The following is a 20,480-nucleotide window of genomic DNA, read 5'->3' on the forward strand; positions in this document are numbered from 1 at the left end:
TGGCCCCTAGCCTTTAAAATCGCGATCGTTTCTCGTTCAATTAAAGTAAATTGATAGTAGTTTTTACCCATATCCACTCAGAATACTCATCTATTCTAAGTGGTGCACTTGCTTATTGAACCCAGGGTCTCACACAAGTCCGAAAATGAGACCGATACAGTCCGAGAGCGAGCCCCACCCATCGTCACCCCGGACTTGATCCGGGTCCAGGCTTCTCTGCACTTTGGTGGGGTATGACAAAAATAAAAAGGGCGGGGGAAAATCCCCCGCCCTTTTCAGTAATTCGTTTTTCGTTCACGTTCTTCGGGGCAATTTGACCTTCGGTCAAATTACGAACACCCCGTCGTTCCACCGCAGCTGTTACATTTTAAACAGCTACCGTTGCGCACCAGTGTTAACTGGCCGCATTCGGGGCAGGGGTCGCCTTCGTAGCCTTTTAATTTGGCTTGCGTGAGGCGTGCTGTAGCCGCGTCAAACTCCTTTAATACCGCTTTAAACGTGAGCGGTACATTGGTGTTGCGGTTAGCGGCATTGGCCTGCAAGGTTTCCGGAGCCTTTTTCTTTTCGGGTACCGGAGCATATACCGGAACTGTTACTTCGGTTTGGGTTCCATCGGGGCCAGCTACGGTTTGTGTCATTTGACCTGTGGGAATTTTACGCACCGAAATGACTTCTTCATCGTCAAAAGGAACTTCTTCGTCCTTTTTAACCGTATCGTTACGCAAATCATCGGGCGATACGTGTACTAAATCGTAACGGCCCAAATAATTCATGGCCAATTCGCGGAACACGTAATCAATAACCGATGTGGACATCTTGATATTGTCGTGACCTTTTACCACACCGTTTGGTTCAAAACGGGTAAAGGTAAAAGCTTCTACAAATTCTTCGAGAGGCACACCGTATTGCAAGCCGATGGACACGGCGATGGCAAAACAGTTCATTAAGCTACGGAAAGCAGCGCCTTCTTTGTGCATATCCAGGAAAACTTCGCCCAAAGAACCGTCTTCAAATTCACCGGTGCGCAGGTACACTTTATGTCCGCCCACTTCGGCTTTTTGCGTATAACCATCGCGGCGCGAAGGCATGTTGCGGCGTTTGGCCAAATAACGGTAAACCAGTTTTTCAACAATTTGAGTTTGAGACGGACGTTCGCCGGTTTCAGCTTCAATCGCTTGCATATCGGCGTACAAGTCGCTTGCTACAGCGTTAAGCGGTTGCGAGAGCTTGGAACCATCACGATACAAGGCATTAGCCTTAATCATCATGCCCCACGATTTTAAATAAGCACCTTGTACATCTTCTACAGTGGCTTCATGCGGCATGTTGATGGTTTTAGAAATAGCACCCGAGATAAACGGTTGCGAGCACGCCATCATCTCGATGTGGCCATCAGCGCGGATAAAACGTTTACCGTATTTGCCGCACTTGTTGGCGCAATCAAAAACGGCCAGATGTTCATCTTTTAAGAAAGGAGCGCCTTCAATGGTCATGGTGCCGCAGCAATAATCGTTGGCTTTGCTAATCTGTTCGGCTGTAAATCCTAAATCGGCCAAGAGATTGAAAGCCGGCGAGTTAAAGCGATCTTCAGCAATACCCAAAGTATCTTTTAAGAAAGCTTCACCAAGCGTGAACTTATTGAACACGAAAGTGATATCGAAAGCCTGCAAGAGCTGGCTTTCAACTTTTTCTAAGATGGCATCGGTAAAGCCTTTTGCTTTTAAAGTTTCGTGATTAATTTCGGGAGCACCGCGTAAACTACCGGCACCGCGGCAATAGTTGATGATGGTTTCAATTTCTTTTTCGGAATAACCCAAGCGGCGTAAAGCAGGAGGCACGCTTTGGTTGATAATTTTAAAGTAACCACCACCAGCGAGTTTCTTAAATTTCACGAGGGCGAAATCGGGTTCAATGCCTGTGGTATCACAATCCATCACTAAACCGATGGTACCTGTGGGCGCAATAACCGTGGCTTGTGCATTACGGAAACCGTAACGTTCGCCTAAGCTTAAAGCATTATCCCATGTTTCGCGGGCAGCTTTGAGCATATCAGCCGGGCAGAGTTTTTCGTTGATGCCCATGGGGAGAATGGAGAGACCTTCGTATTCTTCGGGCTTGGCATTGTAAGCCGCACGACGATGATTACGAATCACGCGCAACATGTCATCGCGATTTTCTTCGTATTTAGGAAAAGCACCCATTTCTTTGGCCATCTCGGCACTGGTGGCATACGATTCACCACACAAAATAGCGGTTAAGGCACCAGTTACAGCACGGCCCATTTCACTATCGTAAGGAATACCCATTACCATAAGAAGCGCGCCAATGTTGGCATAGCCCAAACCAAGCGTACGGTACTCGTGTGTTTTAATGGCAATTTCACGGCTGGGGAATTGCGCCATGAGTACCGAGATTTCCAAAATGATGGTCCAGAGTTTTAAGGCATGACGATAGGCTTCGATATCAAATACACCCGTATCGGCATTGTAGAATTTCATGAGGTTGAGCGAGGCCAAGTTGCAAGCCGTATCGTCCAAGAACATGTATTCGGAGCAAGGGTTAGAAGCATTGATGCGGCCACCTTGAGGGCAGGTGTGCCATTCATTTACAGTGGTATCAAACTGCATGCCAGGGTCAGCACAGCTCCAAGCGGCGTACGCAATATCATCCCATAATTTTTTAGCCGAGATGGATTTAAATACTTTACCGTTGGTACGGTTGATTAAATTCCAATCTTTGTTTTGCAACACAGCTTGCATGAAATCGTTAGAAACACGCACCGAGTTATTGGAGTTTTGGCCGCTAACAGTTTGATAGGCTTCGCTTGTCCAATCGGTATTGTATTCGCGGAATTCAATGTTTGAAAAACCCTGACGAGCAAATTGAATAACACGATAAATATAATTTTGAGGCACTTCGTGTGCACGGGCTTCGCCAATGGCTTTGCGCAACACAGTATTGTGCTTGGGATCAAAACGATTATCGCCAAGATCTTTTACTTCTTTATCGTGACAGGCCTTCATGATGCGGCCTAAATATTTTTTGCACAAACGCGAACCAGTAACCAAGGCTGCTACCTTTTGTTCTTCAATTACTTTCCAGTTTACGTATTGTTCAATATCTGGATGATCAATATTCACCACAACCATCTTAGCGGCACGGCGTGTGGTTCCACCCGATTTAATGGCACCCGCAGCTCTATCGCCGATTTGCAAAAAACTCATGAGGCCAGACGATTGACCGCCACCCGATAATTTTTCACCAGCACCACGGATGGCGCTAAAGTTGGAACCCGTACCCGAGCCGTACTTAAACAGGCGAGCTTCCTTGGTCCACAAATCCATAATGCCGCCTTCGCTCACCAGATCATCAGAAACGGATTGGATAAAGCAAGCATGCGGTTGAGGGCGTTCGTAAGCGCTTTGCGATTTAGCCAGCTCTTCGGTTTTGGGATCTACATAATAGTGACCTTGTCCGGCGCCCGAGAGTCCATACGCATAATGAAGACCGGTGTTAAACCATTGGGGAGAATTAGGTGCCGCCATCTGGTCGGCCAGCATACGACAGGTTTCATCGTAAAAATTAACCGCATCATCATGCGTATCAAAATAACCGTATTTTTCGGCCCAGTAGGTCCAGCAACCCGCTAAACGGTGAAACACTTGGCGGCTATCATGTTCACTACCGGTCTGATCGGCTGGTAAATTTTGAGGCGCTTTATATCCATCATAATGGAGAGCATCGCCCGATTGATTGAGTGGAACACCTGTTTTACGAAAATATTTTTGAGCCAACACGTCGCTGGCCACAAACGACCAGCTTTCGGGAACCACCACATTATCCATACTAAAAACGACGGACCCGTTAGGATTCTTCATTTCGGATTTACGGGTTACAAATTTAATGCCTTCATACGGTGAAACACCTTTTTTGGTGAAGAGACGCTTAATTTTCATTGTTTTTCCTCCCCAGGAAATTTTTAAACGTTAAAAATGAGACTTTTTAAGCCTTAAAACCTACGGTTTTATAATTTTTGAGCGAAAAGTATCCCCAATTTTGTATTTCTAATCAAAAAATCGATGACTTTTTGGTTATTATGCCTTTAAAAGGGCTACCAGGACATCTAGTATTTATTTTTACTTATCCACAGTTTAGGAACGGACGATGTTGATAAACTGTGCATAACCACAATATGTGGTAGATGCTTGAGGATTAAGCCACAATATACAGTGGTGGGCAAGACGGTTTTCCAAAATACTTTTTAAGTATTTGAAATTATTCAGTAAAAAAAATCATAACGCAATGTCCCATTTGATTTTGTGCGTTAAAAATTCAAAATAACTATTTAAAATCAAATATTTAAAGTCTGTGACTCCATTATTAAGTGGCCCTGCCTCATCAAGACAGGATTTTACCTCTAGAAAAATTAGAAAAAGCCCTTTTAATTGCTTTTTAGACACTTATGGACAAATTTTTATCTCACTATTTATGCGCTCATGATCCATTCTGACTTCTATACCAAATCTTGTAGTTATTCCCATACTTTGCCACCTTTATAGAAAAAGGCTTTTTTTCTTGCCAGAAAATTACTTTTACTATCTATTTTGCCTTCATGACTCTTTCGCAACAAGCAGATGCTGTAATTATTGGTGGCGGTATTGCCGGCATCACCACGGCACTGGAACTACTCAACAACCATAAATCAGTTATTCTTATAGAGCGCGGCCCCAAACACGATTTTGGCGGGCTCGCTCCCTGGGCCTTTGGCGGTATTTTTCTGGTGAATAGCAAATACCAACGCTGGGGCGGCATTAAAGATAATGTGACTTTAGCCTGGGACGACTGGCAAGCCTTTGCCAACTATGGCCCAAACGATGACTGGCCCAAAAAATGGGGCGAAACCTATGTGAATCGCTGCACCCAAGATGTGGGAGCCTGGCTTAACAAACAGGGCGTTGGTTTTTTTCCCGTGGTCCACTGGGTAGAAAAAGGACTTACCACACGCGGCAACTCCGTTCCCCGCTTTCACATGGTATGGGGCACGGGGTACGGACTAACAAAAACTCTCATTGGTCATCTCCTCAATCATACCCACAAAGAAAAGCTGACTATACTGTTTGATCATTGCGTGGAAAAACTACTCACAACAAACGGACGTGTTACAGGCGTGCACGGCACTACTAACGGACAAAGTTTTGAAATGAGCGGTGATCACATTATTGTAGCCACCGGCGGCATGGGTGGCGCCATTGAACGGGTGAAAAAAAATTGGGCCACCGATGAAGGAACACCCCCAGAAGTAATCTTAAACGGAGCGGAACCCAATTCGGATGGACTTGTGCACGATGCCGCACAAAAAATTGGAGCCAACATCACGCATTTAGATTGGATGTGGAATTATCCGGGAGGTATTCATCATCCTAAACCCCGTTTTAAAGACCACGGGCTCTCGCTTATTCCACCTAAATCAGCGTTATGGGTGGACAGTCGCGGAAAGCGCATTGGCCCCCTGCCCATTGTGACGGGTTATGACGGCAATTACATGGTGAAACGAATTTGCGAATTAAAACAACCCTACACCTGGCAAATTCTTAATTACAAAATCATGCTCAAAGAACTGGCCATTTCGGGCAGCGAGCATAACGAAAGCATACGCGATAAAAGCATTGTTGGATTTTTAAAAACAGTTCTCACCGGCAATAAAAAACTAGTAGAACATTTATTAAAAGACTGTATCGATTTTGTAACTGCCAAAAGTTTTGAGGAACTCGCCGAAAAAATGAATGCTCTTTCCGGCAACCACTGGATTGAATCAGAAGATTTGAAAAATGAAGTACTGAATTATGACGCTCTTGTGGGCGATGCTAAAAATGGAAATATTCATGATAAACAGATGGAGCTGATTGCCAAAAGTTTAAAATATCGTGGCGATAAAGCCCGTACCTGCAAGTTTCAAAAAATTAATGACGAGAACGCTTATCCCTTAATAGCCATTCGCGAATTTATTCTCTCGCGAAAAACCTTGGGTGGTATTCAAACTAATTTGTCGTCGCAGGCGCTGTACAACAATGGAGCCGTGATTCCTGGATTATATGCCGTTGGCGAAGCCGCAGGTTTTGGTGGAGGTGGATCACACGGGCGGAAATCGCTTGAAGGAACATTTTTGGGTGGCTGTATTTTAACAGCACGCATTGCCGCGGAAAGTATCGTGAAAGGATAATATGAAAAAAAATGGAGCACAGTTGGCAGTTTTTGCCTTAGAACAAATTGGTGTTCAATTTACTTTTGGCATACCGGGCGTGCATAATATTGAACTTTATGACGCGCTGAATAGTTCCGAAAAAATTACTCCCATCCTCACCACGCACGAAAACGGCGCGTCATTTATGGCCGATGCCATCTCGCGCACCAGCGAATCCATTGGTGTAGCCATGATTGTGCCGGCTGCAGGTGCCACCAATGCCATGAGTGGAATTGGGGAAGCTTATTTAGACGGCATTGCAAGCATGATTATTTCTGGCGGCACACGCCGCGATAGCGGGCGCCATTATCAACTCCATCAAATGGATCAGGGCCGTTTGCTTGATGGCATTGTTAAAAAATATTATCTGATTGAAAAACACGAAGACATCATCCCCACTATTTATGACGCGTTTGAAGAAGCAACCAGTGGCGAGCCCGGGCCTGTGTTTATTGAAATTCCGGCCGATTTGCAGATGTTTCAGGGTGAAGTGGATGAACTCACGCCCTACACACCCAAACGCAAACGCCCGCAGATTGATCAAAAACTTATTAGTCAGGCTGTTGATTTATTATTAAACGCAAAAAATCCGGGTTTGTATTTGGGTTGGGGCGCTATTCCCGCTTATGACGATACCCATAAAATTGCGGATGTACTGGGAGCGCCTGTAGCCACCACACTTCAGGGTCTTTCTTCTTTTTCGGCCAAACATCCCCTTCACACCGGCGTGGGCATTGGGCCCGCTTCGGTACCGGCCGCACAAGAAACTTTTAAAAACTGCGATGCTCTGCTGGCCATCGGCTGCCGTTTTGGCGAACTGGCTACTGGCAGCTACGGTTTTAATGTGACGGAAAATTTGATTCATGTGGATATTAATCCCCAAGTATTTAGCAAAAACTATCCCGCTAAAATTGCCATTCATGGTGATTCGCGCGATGTAGCGCGCGCGCTTTTGGCCGAGCTTCACTATCGCGGTCATACCTCACCCAAGCCCGCTCAAGAACTAAAACAAAAAATTGCAAAAGAAAAAGCCGCCTATTTAGAAAGCTGGCATAAACCGGAAGATAAAAACAAAGTAGCGCCTGGCCTCTTTTTTAGAAGCCTGCGTCAACAATTGGAAGATGATGCCATGGTTGTTGTAGACGATGGTTCGCACACTTTTTTAACAGCCGAACTCATGCCCATCCACCGTGCCCGTGGTTTTATTTCGCCAACCGATTTTAACTGCATGGGTTATTGCGTGCCGGCCGCCATTGCCACAAAACTGGCCAATCCCGATAAAACCGTTGCGGCGATCGTAGGCGACGGCGCCTTTTTAATGACGGGTTTAGAAATGCTGACAGCATCCACCTACAAAGCCGGCATTGCCTACTTTGTGTTTCATGATGGTGAATTAGGACAAATCTCGCAATTCCAGGAAGTACCGTTAAATCGCAAAACCTGCACGGTAATTGGCGACGTAAAATTAAAAGGTGTGGCCGATGCGTGCGGGGCCGAATATATCGATTTAGATGATAATTCTAAAATTGATGAGGTCATTAAAAAGGCTATAGCCATCACCAAAGAAAATAAACCGGTATTAGTTGATGTACGGATTGATTACTCGCGCAAAACAATGATGACCAAAGGCGCCATTAAAGTAAACTTGGGGCGTTTTCCGTTAAAAGAAAAGATGCGTTTTATTGGACGAGCCATTAAACGGCATGTGACGGGATAAAATGTTTTGAATAAAGCAGTATCAAGGGATTTATGAAACGCGTAAGCTAAGCGTCGTTGCCGATCGCTTCTACAGGACATTCTTCCATAGCCTGTTTGGCAAGCTTTTCTTCTTCTTCGCCTTCGGGCTGCTTGTATACGTAAGAATATCCTTCGTCGGGATTTTGTTTAAAGCTGTGGGGGGCGGTAGTACGGCACAAATCGCAATCAATACACTGGGTATCAACAAACCATTTTCCGGAAACGTTATCTTTTACCTTGTCATTCTTATCAGCCATACCATTCTCCTTAGAGTTTCAATGATGCGCGGTATCTAGAATAATCGGCCCCGCTTGTCAACCCAGCAATAGAGCACCCTTTTAATTACACATCCATCTCAACTACCGTGGGCGAACGAGTACGATTAATACGGATAATACCAATACTTGATACAATAATCATCAGTGCTCCAATAAGCGACCAATGATCGGGCTTTTCGCCCCAAAACAAAAACCCCCAAAGGGCACAGAATAAAACATTGGTATAAGAGTAAGGACTTACAATAGAAGCATCGGCAAACTTATAGGCATAGGTTAAAAAAATTTGTGCCAAAGTTGCAATAATGCCAATACCTAAAAGCGCCAACGCCTCGTGGGCATGCGGCCACAAAAAATGGGGGGCCATCAAAGGGAACGACAGTAACGAACTAAACCAGGCGAAGTGAAAAATAACTGTCATATGATGTTCGGTTTTATGCAGATTTTTAATGGAGATATAAGCAATAGCCGCAAAAACTCCTGAGGTTAATCCCAGCACGCCCGGTACATTTATCACATTAAAACTAGGTTTAACGATAAAGGCCGCCCCAATAAGCGCAAAAAATATAAAAAAGAAAAGGAAGCCCGATGGTTTTTCTTTAAGATAAAAAATAGAAATAATGGCCACAAAAACAACCGACGTATTATTAAGAATGGAGGCATCAGCCAATGTAATTTTAGTAGTCACATAAAAAGCAAGAACAAGAGCCGTAAACCCGGAGGCCGAACGAATAAACATAGCGGGAGCATTAATGGGCCAAATTCGAATTTTATGAATAAGCATCCAGGGCAAGAGAAATAAAAACATTAAAAAAGTGCGAAAAAAAACAACTTCATGGGAATTTAAACGCACCGTAGAATACTTAACAAGCCCCCCCATAATAGAAAAACAAAAGGAGGCCATCACCATTAGCAAAATTCCATTTTTCTTCAAAGACTGCATGCCCCTTCCTACCCCAGCTTGACTGGAGATTCAAAGGAAAAGCTCAACTCTTTACTTCATCGTTTAAATGCATTATGGCTTTAAGCATTGTGCACAAGCTCTATTCTATTGTAGACCGCATTATAGAAAACATCATCAAATGGCGTTTTCCCATTTTATTTTTAGGATTCACTATCTTTTTTGCCGCTTTTTACGTTTACGCACAAAATCTCACCAATTCCGACAATAGTATGCCCGTGTGGATGAAACACAACGATCCCGTATATGCGTATTACCAAAAATTTACTCAAGAGTTTGATAACGATAGATTGTTGGCTGTTTCTATAAGGGTTCCCTATGCTTTTGGGAAAAATGAACTCGAATTTACTAAAAAACTCTCCGAACGTTTTAAGGCCTTAAAACATGTAACAAAAGTACTCAGTATCACCGAATACGAAAGTATAAAATCGGAAGACGATTCTTTGGTTATTAAAAAGCCCTTTGAAACTATTCCTCAAAATGAGAGCGCCATAGAAATTCTAAAAAAGGAAATTACCGAAGATCCGGTTACCGCAGAGATTCTCACCAACACAAAACAAAATATAACAGCGTTTTATTTGTATTTAGATGTGCACGAGGGAGACATCCAGGCTTCCGACCAAATGATTAATGAAGTGGAACAAATTATTAAGGAAGAAAATAAAAATAATTACGAATATTATATGGCCGGCCGGCCCGTTGGTGACACTGCTTTTAACCGTTATTCCGTACGTGATCAACGTGTATTTCTACCTTTACTCTTTTTACTCATCACCATCGTTACTTTTGTATTTTTTAGAAACATTTATGTTTCCATCTTACCCATGACAGTGATGATTTTTACCGTCATTGTCATCATCGCTCTCTATTTTGTTATGGGGAATACCTTAAATGCCGTGACAGCCATGATGGGGACCATCCTTATTGCCGTATGCGTGGCCGATAGCGTACACATGATGCTTGCTTATTACGAAAACGAGGCCTTATATCCCGACAAGCTAACAGCCATTAAAAACACCGCTCGCCAACTTCTTGTACCCTGTTTTTTTACCGCCCTTACAACATTTGCCGGATTTTTATCGTTTAATGCAAGCCCTCTTGTTCCCAACCAAGTGTTAGGGCAATACAGCTCGGCTGGTGTGATGCTGGCTTATGTTCTCACTATTTTCTTTTTACCCATTCTTATTTGGTTTTTACCTCGCCATAAATCAAAAATTGCCATCATTATGGATGATGGGGCCATGCAAACAGTTTTAAATAAGGTTTTTAAAATTGTTTCAAAACATACCAATGCAGTTTTTTATTTTTTTATGGCTATCACTCTTATAAGCCTTTGGGGAACAACCAAAGTTGGGGTAGAAACCAATGTGATAGACTATTTTCCTAAACAGGATAAAACCCGTCAGGGTATTGATCACTTTGAACAAGAACTCTCTGGCGCTAATACAGCCGAACTTATTATTGAAAGTACTAATAAAAACTACAGCCCCGCTGTTGATCCTGTTTTTTTAAACAAACTGGAAACATTTATTAAAAAATCTGGCAATAATCATAGCTATTTTATTGCCAAAACCATTACCTATTCGGAATATGTTAAAAAACTAAACCAGGCTTTTCATAATAACGATCCGGCTTATTACAGTATCCCCAATACAACTGATGAAATTGCTCAACTATTACTGCTGGCCGAAAGCGCCGGCGATCGTGAAATTGCTCGCTATAAAACTGTTGATAATCAAAAAATTAGAATCAACATTAAAAGCCACTGGCGCTCCAGCGAATCCATGCACAAATTTTCAAAAACTTTTACTAAAGAAGCACAACAGGCTTTCTCAGAATTTCCAGTAAAAGTACAAGAAACAGGCGGCAATATTGTGTGGCTGGAAGTGGATGACAATTTACTAAAAGCTGAATATCAAAGCTTTAGCACAGCTCTAGTATCGGTACTTGTGATGATGATACTGGTATTACGCAGCCTTAAGGGTGGCATCATCACCATGATACCCAATGTAATTCCTATTTTTATTACCTTAGGCCTTATGGGCCTTTTTGACATTAAACTCAATATTGCAACCGTGATGACAGCGGGAATTTCTATTGGCATCACAGTTGATGACAGTATTCACTATTTGATGAAGTTTAAAAAGCTGGTGGTTCTTCATAAAGACTACGAAAAAGCTATTTTGGAAACTAACAAGAGTATTGGTACTGCCGTTATTTTTACATCAGTTGTATTGGTGCTTGGGTTTGGCGTGTTGGGGTTAAGTAATTTTCAACCCATGAAAAACTTTGGTGCGGCTACAAGTTTTACATTGTTTATTTCAATTTTTACGGAAATATTTTTAATGCCGGTTTTGTTGTTAAAATTTAAACCCTTTAAAACTGATATTTAAAACCACTTTTTCTTTTTGAAAAAAACAACCATCCCCAATGTTAAAACAGTCATAAAAATCCAAACGGCAGGATAACCAAATTCCCATCTTAGCTCAGGCATAAAATCAAAGTTCATCCCATACACCCCCACTATAAAAGTAAGCGGCATAAAAATGGTGGCCATCAAAGTTAAGGTTTTCATCACACTGTTTTGCTGATTACTAATAGTTGTTAGATAAATATCCATCAAACCCTGCACCATATCGCGATCGGTTTCTACGGTTTCCATAATTTGAACAGCATGATCGTACACATCTCTAAAATATTTTTTTGTACCAGGAGCTACCAACTGAGACTCTGTTCTATCTAAAAACAACATAACTTCACGCAAAGGCCACAACGAACGCCTAAGCGTGATAAGATTTTTTTTAAGATGATGGATGGTACTTAAAAATTGAGAGCTAAGCTCATGCGTTACAGCCTCATCGGTTTCTTCAATAACATCGCCCAGTTTTTCTAAACACTCAAAGTAATGATCTACAATAACATCCAAAAGTGAATAGAGCAAAAAGTCGGTACCACGCTCTATTAAAGTACCTGCACCTGTTTTAATTCTATCCCGAAGAGAATTAAAAACATCGCCCTGAAACCCTTCCTGAAATGAAACCAGCCAGTTGGGGCCCACAATAAAACTCACCTGTTCTGAAAAAACTTCCCGCTTTACCTCGTCAAAACGAAGCATTTTAAGAACCAAATAAATATAAGACCCAAAATCTTCAATTTTGGGTCTTTGGTTAGAGTTCATCACATCTTCTAACACTAGCGGATGAATATTAAGCTCTTTACCCAAATATGCTACAAGCGCCGTATCGTGAATACCTTCCACATTTAACCATTCCACATGGTTAGCTTGGGATGCCAACTTAAAGCTAAGTGGATTTTCTAACACTTGCTGCACGCAAGTGCCTTTCCCATAATAAAAACGCTCTACAATAACCGGAGCCTTGGGCTCTTCACCTACATACACTAAACTTCCGGGGGGAAGACCCTTCTTTTTAGAGCGGCGGCTTTTACTTTTTAAAAGCGTCATATATTTTTATATTTTTCAATACGGAAATTAACATTGGGAAAATGCTTGGGCATTTTCATAAACTGATACACCATCACGCCAATAGAAAAACGATCAAGCCACGAAGATGTGGGCCATCCAAAATGAACTGTAATATTTTTTTGAGATAATTCGTAAAGAACCAGATGCAAAATAGCCACTATACTATTGTAAATGCTGGCGCCTTTAAGTGGCAGGCGAAAATGGTTTGGCGCTAAACGCGGCGGAATAGGTCTGCGTGGCGAATAAAATGTAATAAAAACCGAAGTGCCATAAAGTTTTTCTTGGGGGGAATCAAACGGGCGTTTAAAATAAAGCTGCACATTATCATCGCTTGCTTCGGCAATATAAAAAAGAATATCCATGGGGTTTTCACCCTGTTCAATTTGAACAAACTCGGGAGATTTTTTGCGCGTGCCGTAAATGCCCACCATCAAAAACAAAATGCTCACAAAAAACCAAAGAAAAAATCCAACAGGCTTATGATAGGAGAGATAAACAAAGCATGAAAAAATAATGATGAAAAAAACAAGTGTACCGCTGCGACTCACGTTAAAAGCACTCACTTCTTTAGTGCCCATAAAATAACGGTAAATAAGGAGAGAGGCGAGATTAATAACGAAACTAGCCACCAAACCCACCGCATACATTTCGGCCAGCATTTTTTGCCCGCCTTGGGTTACATAGATGATGATAGAAAAGAAAATGGCACTGGCAATATGAATGCGATAAAGCGAGTCACGTTCGTTGGTTTTAATAATCCAATGAAAACCATAACGATGGGCCACACGTTCTAACAGCTCGCTACTAGCTACAAAGGCCGTATTAACAGCCATAGTAAGTGTAGCAAAAGCTACCAGTGAAAAAATCATACTAAAGGTCTTACCACCTAAAAGGTTAGCAAAATGCGGGATTAAATCGCCTTCGTGCTCCAAAAAATTGATGCCAGGAGCCGACAGTACCAACACACTCACAAGCGGTGTTAAAATACCTACCGTAAGAGCCAAAAACATATAGGCCTTGGCTACCACTTTCCAGTTTTCAACAAGACTGGCCGTTTGCAATACCGATTCAATTCCGGAATAAGCCAAAATACAACTGGAGATTGCTCCAATAAAAAAGAAATAACCGCTAAAAACTCCGTGTCCTTTAAAAGAAGTAATTGTGTCTGTAACCCCAGTGGCAAAAGCTGTAACGGGATTGCTACCAAAATGAATAAAGCCCAAAAGGATCAGATTTAAAAATACAACGGCAGTGATAAGAAACGTAGCAAAGGTTACTTTGGTATTTTCACGAATCCCGTAAATATTAAGGCCGGCAATAAGCCAAATGACCCCCATCTCTACCGCCAGCTTTCCAGATAAACCCAATTCTACAAAAGGGGTTAAATTTTCAATAGCCGAAACCGATGATAGAGCCGCCGTTAAGGTATAATCCACCATAATGGATGCCACCGCTACAAACGACATCACAGGCCCTAACACCAAATAAGAAAAATTATAAACCCCGCCACCTTTTAAATTATGCACATCCAAAATTTCGGCAATTTCCACCATGCGCGTGGTCATGTAATGGATAAAAAGTGCGGTAAAGGGAATGAAAACAATAGCCGCAACGCCAATGTAACGATGGGCTTCGCTGGGAGCATAAAAAATACTGGTGAGCTCATCCATAAGAGTAATAACTCCCACAGCAAGCCAGGTAAGCCACCACTGGCCTCCTTTAAAATTACTGAGTAAATTACGACGTGTAAAAAGATAAATAGCTCCCGAAACCAGGATCAGATTCAATAAGGTGAGTAGAGCAACTTTCATATTTTGAAACTCTAGTTTTAGTATAGCTCAAATTAAAGTACAAGCGCTTCGTACAGCATCAAGACTTTAAGTATCCTTAAAAAATGAACTTTTTAACAAGTTGATTAAAAATAGGGCAAAAAATAATAAATATTTGACATAACATAGTCTGCCGCCTATTTTAGGAAAATCCCTCATGCCAAAAGTAACTTTTATAACTGATAATTTAACCGTTGAAGTGCCTACGGGGTCTAAAATCCCGGACGTGGTAGATGAATGTGGTGCCTCTCTCCCCTTTGGTTGCCGCATGGGGAGCTGCGGTACTTGCCGTTGCATTATTGTAAAAGGGAGTGAAAATTTAAATAAACAAACAGAGGCCGAAGTAGAACTATTTAGCAATTTAACATCGGTAGGCTTGGATGAACGGCTTGGTTGTCAGCTAGTGGTAAAAGGCGATGTGACCATTCGGTCTTAATCGTGTAATCAATCGTGCCAATAAATATCAAAATTGCGGGCATCTAGGCTTAACTGCGTATTCCATTGGCGGATTTTTTCGGCAATTTGTGGCATGAGACTATCGGCCATAAACTGCATGAGGGAATCAATTTTGGAATAATTATTGTGAAGCGGATCAAGGAAATAAACGGGAAATTCTTTTTCAATGGAGCTGCCCGATTTTTTAAGATCGGACAAGCGTGTTAAAGCAGCCTCTAAAAAAGTATACCCCATAATGTGCGCGTTACGCGAAAGCGTAACAGGCGTTAAATTGGGAGCATGATGGAAAAAATCAATAAAGGCCGATTCGTAAATAAGATCGAACCCAATGGTAATAAAATCGCGGCGTGTGCCATCGGGATTATAAAGTGAAATAAGTTGCGTTTGCGTGAGAGGCTCGGCCGAGGCCGTTAAGTACGTTTGAGACAATACTTCTTCCTGAATACTTTTGCGAAACACAATGTATTGCGAATGCGGATAAATACGTTTTTCTCGGTTGCCGGTAATATAATCGAGTGCCGAGAGATTCACGTCTATAAAAACACGGGCAAAAAACTGGTTAAAGCCTTCAATATATTTTAAGTCGTACGAATGCATCTCCACATTTTCGGCTTCCATGGGGTTGGGAGGAGAATCGTATACAATTTTCTTTTGGGATAATTTGGCTTTAGAAGATAAGGATCGCAGTTCTTCGATGGGCACTTGAAAGAAAAGACCCGACACTCTGATTAAACGCTTGCGGATATTGGTGCGGTCTTCGTGCGTTACATCCCACTTATAAAAATTCATCAAATCTTTATAAAGAATTTTTAAAAAACCTTCTTTGTAATGTTTAAAATCTTTGGCGTCTTTGTCCATTTGAACAAAGTTTTTAAGAATGTCCCGTTCGTCATCACTAAACGGTTCAAACTGCTGCGCCAGTAATTTTCCAAGATCGGTCATAAATTAAAAATTGGGCTATTGTTACAAAGCAACAGTTTAGCCTTATTTTTGAGTGTTTTCCAGTAGTTATTTAGAAGATTTTTGAGCCATATCCTGAAGCTCCTTCATAGACCGAATCACTTCTTTGTGGATACGCAGCACCTGTTTGGGCTTACTTTCGCCCTTTTTAGGGGTTACAGGGATGGGTTTTCCCACGTAATGGGTAAGTTTTTTGGGATATGGCAAGAGGCCAATGCCATGAAAAAGGGGTAGGGAAAAACGGGTGGCCTCCAGTATTTTAATGCGTAATTTTAAGAGAAAAGTGGAGTTATCGTATACATCATTAACCGCCGGGCAATTGCTGGGAACAATAGGAACCCCGGCATCACACGCTAATTTCACAAAACCTTTACGGCGCTCCCAAGGAATACGCTTCATGCCGGGCTGACATACAAGCCCCTCGTAAATACCCCCGGGGGCCAGCATCACAATTTGCTTTTGCTTGAGCAAAGCCTGAGCGTTTTTAGGGTTCGCATTTACCGCCCCGCTTTTTAAAAAAAACTCACGCACTAAAGGGATATCAAACAAAAATCCAGCCCCCAAACCACGGGGATAAATCCCCTTATCCATCATCTTTTTGGCCAATAAAAACCCATGCCAGGGGATAATGCCGTGGTTCATCACCAGGAGACACCCGGTATTTTTGGGTATATTCTCAAGCCCTACTACTTGATAGCGAAAATACTTTTCCAGTACTTTAAAAGCCCCTTTAACCCGATTAATAAAATCGGGGTCGTGATGATGGAGTTGGTTACGGATGTGAAGTTTTTTGCTCATACTCGGTTGCGAGCTGGGATATAGCAAACGGAATAAAACCTGCAAGTGTTATGGAAAAAATTGAGATGCGCACCTGAATATGACTCTTAGACTGATTAAGCCTACGTATAAGCTGTTGAAATAAGAAACGTTTATAGTCTTTTTCTGATTTACTCACCATGCTGAGTAAATGTAAGGAGGGTAATTAGAAAGGCTGCGCTTTTAAAATGCGTTGTTAAATAAGATGAGAGATATTGTGCACAGTCATTCCAAAACTAATAACCATTCAAAAATAAGTTAACTGTTCCGGAGCTAATACTAGGAATTGCACTGATTAAAATATCATTTTCTCCATTACCATCAATATCACCTACGATAATATCATTACCCATAGAACCGTCTCGCGTTGCTCCATTAAAATAATAATCTGACGGATTTAAATAAATAGAACCTTGAAACCTAGTACCACTACCAAGCATCAAATGAACCCTACCTCCCCTCACGATACCGTTATAAGTTTCATCCGCGTAAGCTATAAAAACGTCATCATAGCCATCCATATTTACATCAGCTATTTCTGACGCCCCAATTTCAGCAGTACTATTACCAATAAAGGAAGGGTATATAGATAAATATCTTGAGCCACTTAATCGCGAACTCGATCCATATACAATATAAGCTCTTCCAGCCCCTAAACCGCCATCATCATTATACGGTGCATTAATCAATACATCACTATAACCATCATTGTTCAAATCACCTGTATGAATACCATGTCCGACACCCTCTCTAGATTCAGTTTCACCTAAAAACACAGGATATACTGCCAATGCATGATCACCTGTAAACTTAGTTGGCGACCCATAAACTAAAAATACTTTACCATCATGATAAGGAGCTGAAATGAATAAATCATCATATCCATCACCATTCATATCGCCAGCAGCAATACTACTTCCTGCAAGATCATATGAAGTTTCACCAGTAAATGAAGTGTAATTAGATAAGTACCTATCCGTAAGAGAGGACAATTTAACGCCAGAACCGTATATTATATAAACTTTTCCCGTTGCATCAGAACCATTCGCATAAGCAGCGACAATAATATCCTGATAGCCATCACCATTAATATTTCCCATAGTTAAAGCAGAGCCCGCCTTACCACCCCCTGGTTCACCTACAAAACGCACATAATTGCCTACTGAACGCGTTCCAGAAAATTTAGTTGAAGAACCATATATCAAATACACTTTTCCTGATTGATCTCCACCTGTATCATTATACAAAGCGCCTATAGCAATATCATCATACCCATCTCTATTTACATCACCCGTTGCTAAGGAATACCCAGCTTCATCTTCAGCAGCTTCACCCGTAAAAATAGCATCATAAGTAGCTGTATCAAAGGTTGATATATCTGCTCGACCATAAAAAAGATATACTTTACCTATACTATGAAAAATATGAGCAGAAACAATTAAGTCATCATACCCATCTCCATTAATATCTCCTGTCACAATTTTTGTTCCAAAATTATCAGTACTTGTACCATCACCTAAAAACTCTGTATCCGCATCGGTAATCATAATATTTCTAAAATCCCCATCACAATCATCATCAATCAAATTAAAACGTTCTTGCGCATTAGGATACACATCCTCGTTTAAATCATTACAATCATTTCCTCCAAAATTACTTCCAATATAACCATCATCATCCGCATCATTATCACACGCATCACCCAATCCATCAGAATCATAATCAGCCTGATTTGAATTACTAGCAGTTGGGCAATTATCGTGACTGTTATCTCCCCTTCCATCTCCATCCACATCTAAATGTTCACTTGGATCATTATCAAAAGGATCATTTTCACTATCATATCCATCGCCATCATTATCAAAATTAATATGAATTATTTGACTGCTTCGGTTAAAACTGGCCAAACTAGCATCTAAATGAGTAGCTTTATTAACAGAACAAAAAATGTAATCAGCGGTTAAAAGAGAAGTGGCGGCTACGTTGACAGATGTTACTGTGGAATTCGTATTACTAAAAACAACATCTGTACTCTGACAATTAGTACCTTTAACTAATTTTTCTTCATCCGATAAAACATCACTCACATTCCACGTAAAATTAAGTACGCGATCATTGGTTAATGTTAAAGTAATACCTGTTTGATTAGCTTGGTTAGTATTGTTGTACACTCCAACAGACTGACCATCAATTTGAAGCGCATTTATAGACGGAGTATTTTGAACTTCCATCGTAAAGGACTTGTTACTGGGATTGTTAGCTGCATCTGTTGCAGTAAAATTAAAGGTCACTTTATCACCATCATTTAGTAACGTAGTATCAAAATCATTTTTGTAGGTGTCTTGCCCTAATAATACTGGCACTCCCAACATAGCAGCATACAAAGTCCCCTGATTAGGATACATGTTTAGCGTGCTAACCCCTGCATAATCCAAATTAAGAACTCCACTTTTAGAATCTACGGCCAAAGCACTAAGCTCCACTTTATCGTAGACTTTTTCGCCATTATTAAAATTGATTTCATTTAATACAGCATCTCCCACTTTACTACGTACACTTAAAGTAATAGCAGGCCCTGCCTTATCTGTACCATTTGAAATTAAAACCTGAATTGTACTTGTAGTAGTTAAAGTAGAATCGGAAGCTGTTGCCTGTAATGTATAACTACCGTCAGGATAATCCTCTGTTCTCCATTCAGCTTGATACGTACCATTTTCCAAATCAACCACTCCATTAATAACAGGGCTATCCAAAGTTAACTGGGTTAACCCATTTTCATCACGAGCCGATATAGCAATTAAAACGGTACCATCGACTGTTTGGCCATTTAATAAATTCCAACTAATAAGGGGCGGCACATTTTGACCATTGCTCGTAATTAAGATAACCGCTTCTTTCTGCGTGGTTAAATCCAGCGCATTTGTTACTTGTATAAGAACGGTAAGCTCTCCGGGAGCATACTGAGGATTTAAAATGGCCGTATAATGGCGACTACTCTCACCAACATCCCCGCTTAAAGAACTTTGCATGGCACTTTTTAAATAGTCGGCGTTTACACCATCTAAATAAAAATGAAGATCCACATTTTTAATACCGTTGCCATCGAATAAATCGGCATCAATCGTTAATTTATTTCCATTTTCAGTTAAAGAAAGCGCGTAATTAGATATAGTGGGCCCTAATGGAATACTATCAGCAGCATCCGGATTAGTACCGGCCAAAATTTCTGTATAATTACTGTAGCCGTCACCGTCCAAATCCAAATTTGGTAAAATATTATTTGCTTCTTCGCTGGCAATTTGATCCGCAGAAATATCGGTGCGAATACCGCTTAAGTTAAGCTGCTCTTGTGTAAATGTAATTTTATCATCACCACTAGCCGCAATTACCTGGGTAATGTCTACATAAGCAATGGGCACATCATTGTAATTAATAATGAGGACAAAGCGATAGGCTTTACCACCTTTTAAATGTACCACTGGAGAGGCAACCGTAAGACCATTAGTGCCGTTAAAAAAATAGAGATCGGCTTTTTTTAAAAGACTGCCGCTACCGCTTTGTTCAACCGAATAAACAGACAAGGTTCCCGATAAAGCATCCACACTGCGCGCTAAGGGCCCTGTTATTTGCATGAGAGGGATAGAATTGTTTTTATTGTTGGAAGTGGAGCAAGCCGAAACAATTAAAAGCAGTAAAAATATTTTAAAAAAGAACCTCATAG

12 protein-coding genes are annotated in these 20,480 nt (G+C 41.3%); 4 read left to right on the plus strand and 8 right to left on the minus strand.

What is annotated here, in order from left to right; translation table 11 throughout:
• Window positions 1-329: 329 nt before the first annotated feature.
• Window positions 330-3,956 (minus strand): vitamin B12-dependent ribonucleotide reductase, encoded by a 3,627-nt coding sequence (locus K1X76_10300; GenBank protein ID MBX7149458.1) that lies wholly within the window; start codon window positions 3,954-3,956, stop codon window positions 330-332.
• A 656-nt stretch (window positions 3,957-4,612) separates the two neighbouring features.
• Here K1X76_10300 and K1X76_10305 point away from each other — a divergent pair.
• Both K1X76_10305 and K1X76_10310 read left to right on the plus strand, forming a co-directional pair.
• Window positions 4,613-6,220, plus strand: coding sequence for an FAD-binding dehydrogenase (locus tag K1X76_10305; protein MBX7149459.1), 1,608 nt, complete (start codon window positions 4,613-4,615; stop codon window positions 6,218-6,220).
• A 1-nt stretch (window position 6,221) separates the two neighbouring features.
• Window positions 6,222-7,958: a thiamine pyrophosphate-binding protein gene (locus tag K1X76_10310; GenBank protein MBX7149460.1), complete on the plus strand. Its 1,737-nt coding sequence runs from the start codon at window positions 6,222-6,224 to the stop codon at window positions 7,956-7,958.
• Between the two features lie 46 nt (window positions 7,959-8,004).
• Here the strand turns inward: K1X76_10310 and K1X76_10315 are convergent, their stop codons facing one another.
• Together K1X76_10315 and K1X76_10320 are read right to left on the minus strand one after the other, a co-directional pair.
• Window positions 8,005-8,235 (minus strand): ferredoxin, encoded by a 231-nt coding sequence (locus K1X76_10315; protein MBX7149461.1) that lies wholly within the window; start codon window positions 8,233-8,235, stop codon window positions 8,005-8,007.
• A gap of 85 nt (window positions 8,236-8,320) precedes the next feature.
• Window positions 8,321-9,196 (minus strand): DMT family transporter, encoded by an 876-nt coding sequence (locus tag K1X76_10320; GenBank protein MBX7149462.1) that lies wholly within the window; start codon window positions 9,194-9,196, stop codon window positions 8,321-8,323.
• A 74-nt stretch (window positions 9,197-9,270) separates the two neighbouring features.
• Here K1X76_10320 and K1X76_10325 point away from each other — a divergent pair, with 74 nt between their 5' ends.
• A complete protein-coding gene (locus K1X76_10325) occupies window positions 9,271-11,607 on the plus strand; it encodes an MMPL family transporter (GenBank protein MBX7149463.1) in 2,337 nt (778 codons plus the stop codon).
• On the opposite strand, the gene corA is transcribed toward K1X76_10325, so the two are convergent.
• Both corA and K1X76_10335 read right to left on the minus strand, forming a co-directional pair.
• Window positions 11,604-12,677, minus strand: a complete 1,074-nt coding sequence (gene corA, locus K1X76_10330) for a magnesium/cobalt transporter CorA (protein MBX7149464.1) — start codon at window positions 12,675-12,677, stop codon at window positions 11,604-11,606. The genes K1X76_10325 and corA overlap by 4 nt on opposite strands.
• A complete protein-coding gene (locus K1X76_10335; protein ID MBX7149465.1) occupies window positions 12,674-14,509 on the minus strand; it encodes an APC family permease in 1,836 nt (611 codons plus the stop codon). Before K1X76_10335 ends, corA begins: the two co-directional genes overlap by 4 nt.
• A gap of 175 nt (window positions 14,510-14,684) precedes the next feature.
• Here K1X76_10335 and K1X76_10340 point away from each other — a divergent pair, with 175 nt between their 5' ends.
• Window positions 14,685-14,963, plus strand: a complete 279-nt coding sequence (locus K1X76_10340; GenBank protein ID MBX7149466.1) for a (2Fe-2S)-binding protein — start codon at window positions 14,685-14,687, stop codon at window positions 14,961-14,963.
• A gap of 8 nt (window positions 14,964-14,971) precedes the next feature.
• Here the strand turns inward: K1X76_10340 and K1X76_10345 are convergent, their stop codons facing one another.
• The 3 genes from K1X76_10345 to K1X76_10355 form a co-directional block, all read right to left on the minus strand.
• The gene (locus tag K1X76_10345) at window positions 14,972-15,925 is read right to left on the minus strand and encodes a hypothetical protein (protein ID MBX7149467.1); all 954 of its coding nucleotides are present in this window, start codon (window positions 15,923-15,925) and stop codon (window positions 14,972-14,974) included.
• A gap of 66 nt (window positions 15,926-15,991) precedes the next feature.
• Window positions 15,992-16,741 (minus strand): acyltransferase family protein, encoded by a 750-nt coding sequence (locus K1X76_10350; protein MBX7149468.1) that lies wholly within the window; start codon window positions 16,739-16,741, stop codon window positions 15,992-15,994.
• 254 nt (window positions 16,742-16,995) lie between these two features.
• Window positions 16,996-20,478: an FG-GAP-like repeat-containing protein gene (locus K1X76_10355; protein ID MBX7149469.1), complete on the minus strand. Its 3,483-nt coding sequence runs from the start codon at window positions 20,476-20,478 to the stop codon at window positions 16,996-16,998.
• Between the last annotated feature and the right edge of the window lie 2 nt (window positions 20,479-20,480).

It is taken from the genome of bacterium, from assembly GCA_019695305.1.
Taxonomy (GTDB): domain Bacteria; phylum UBA10199; class UBA10199; order UBA10199; family JAIBAG01; genus JAIBAG01.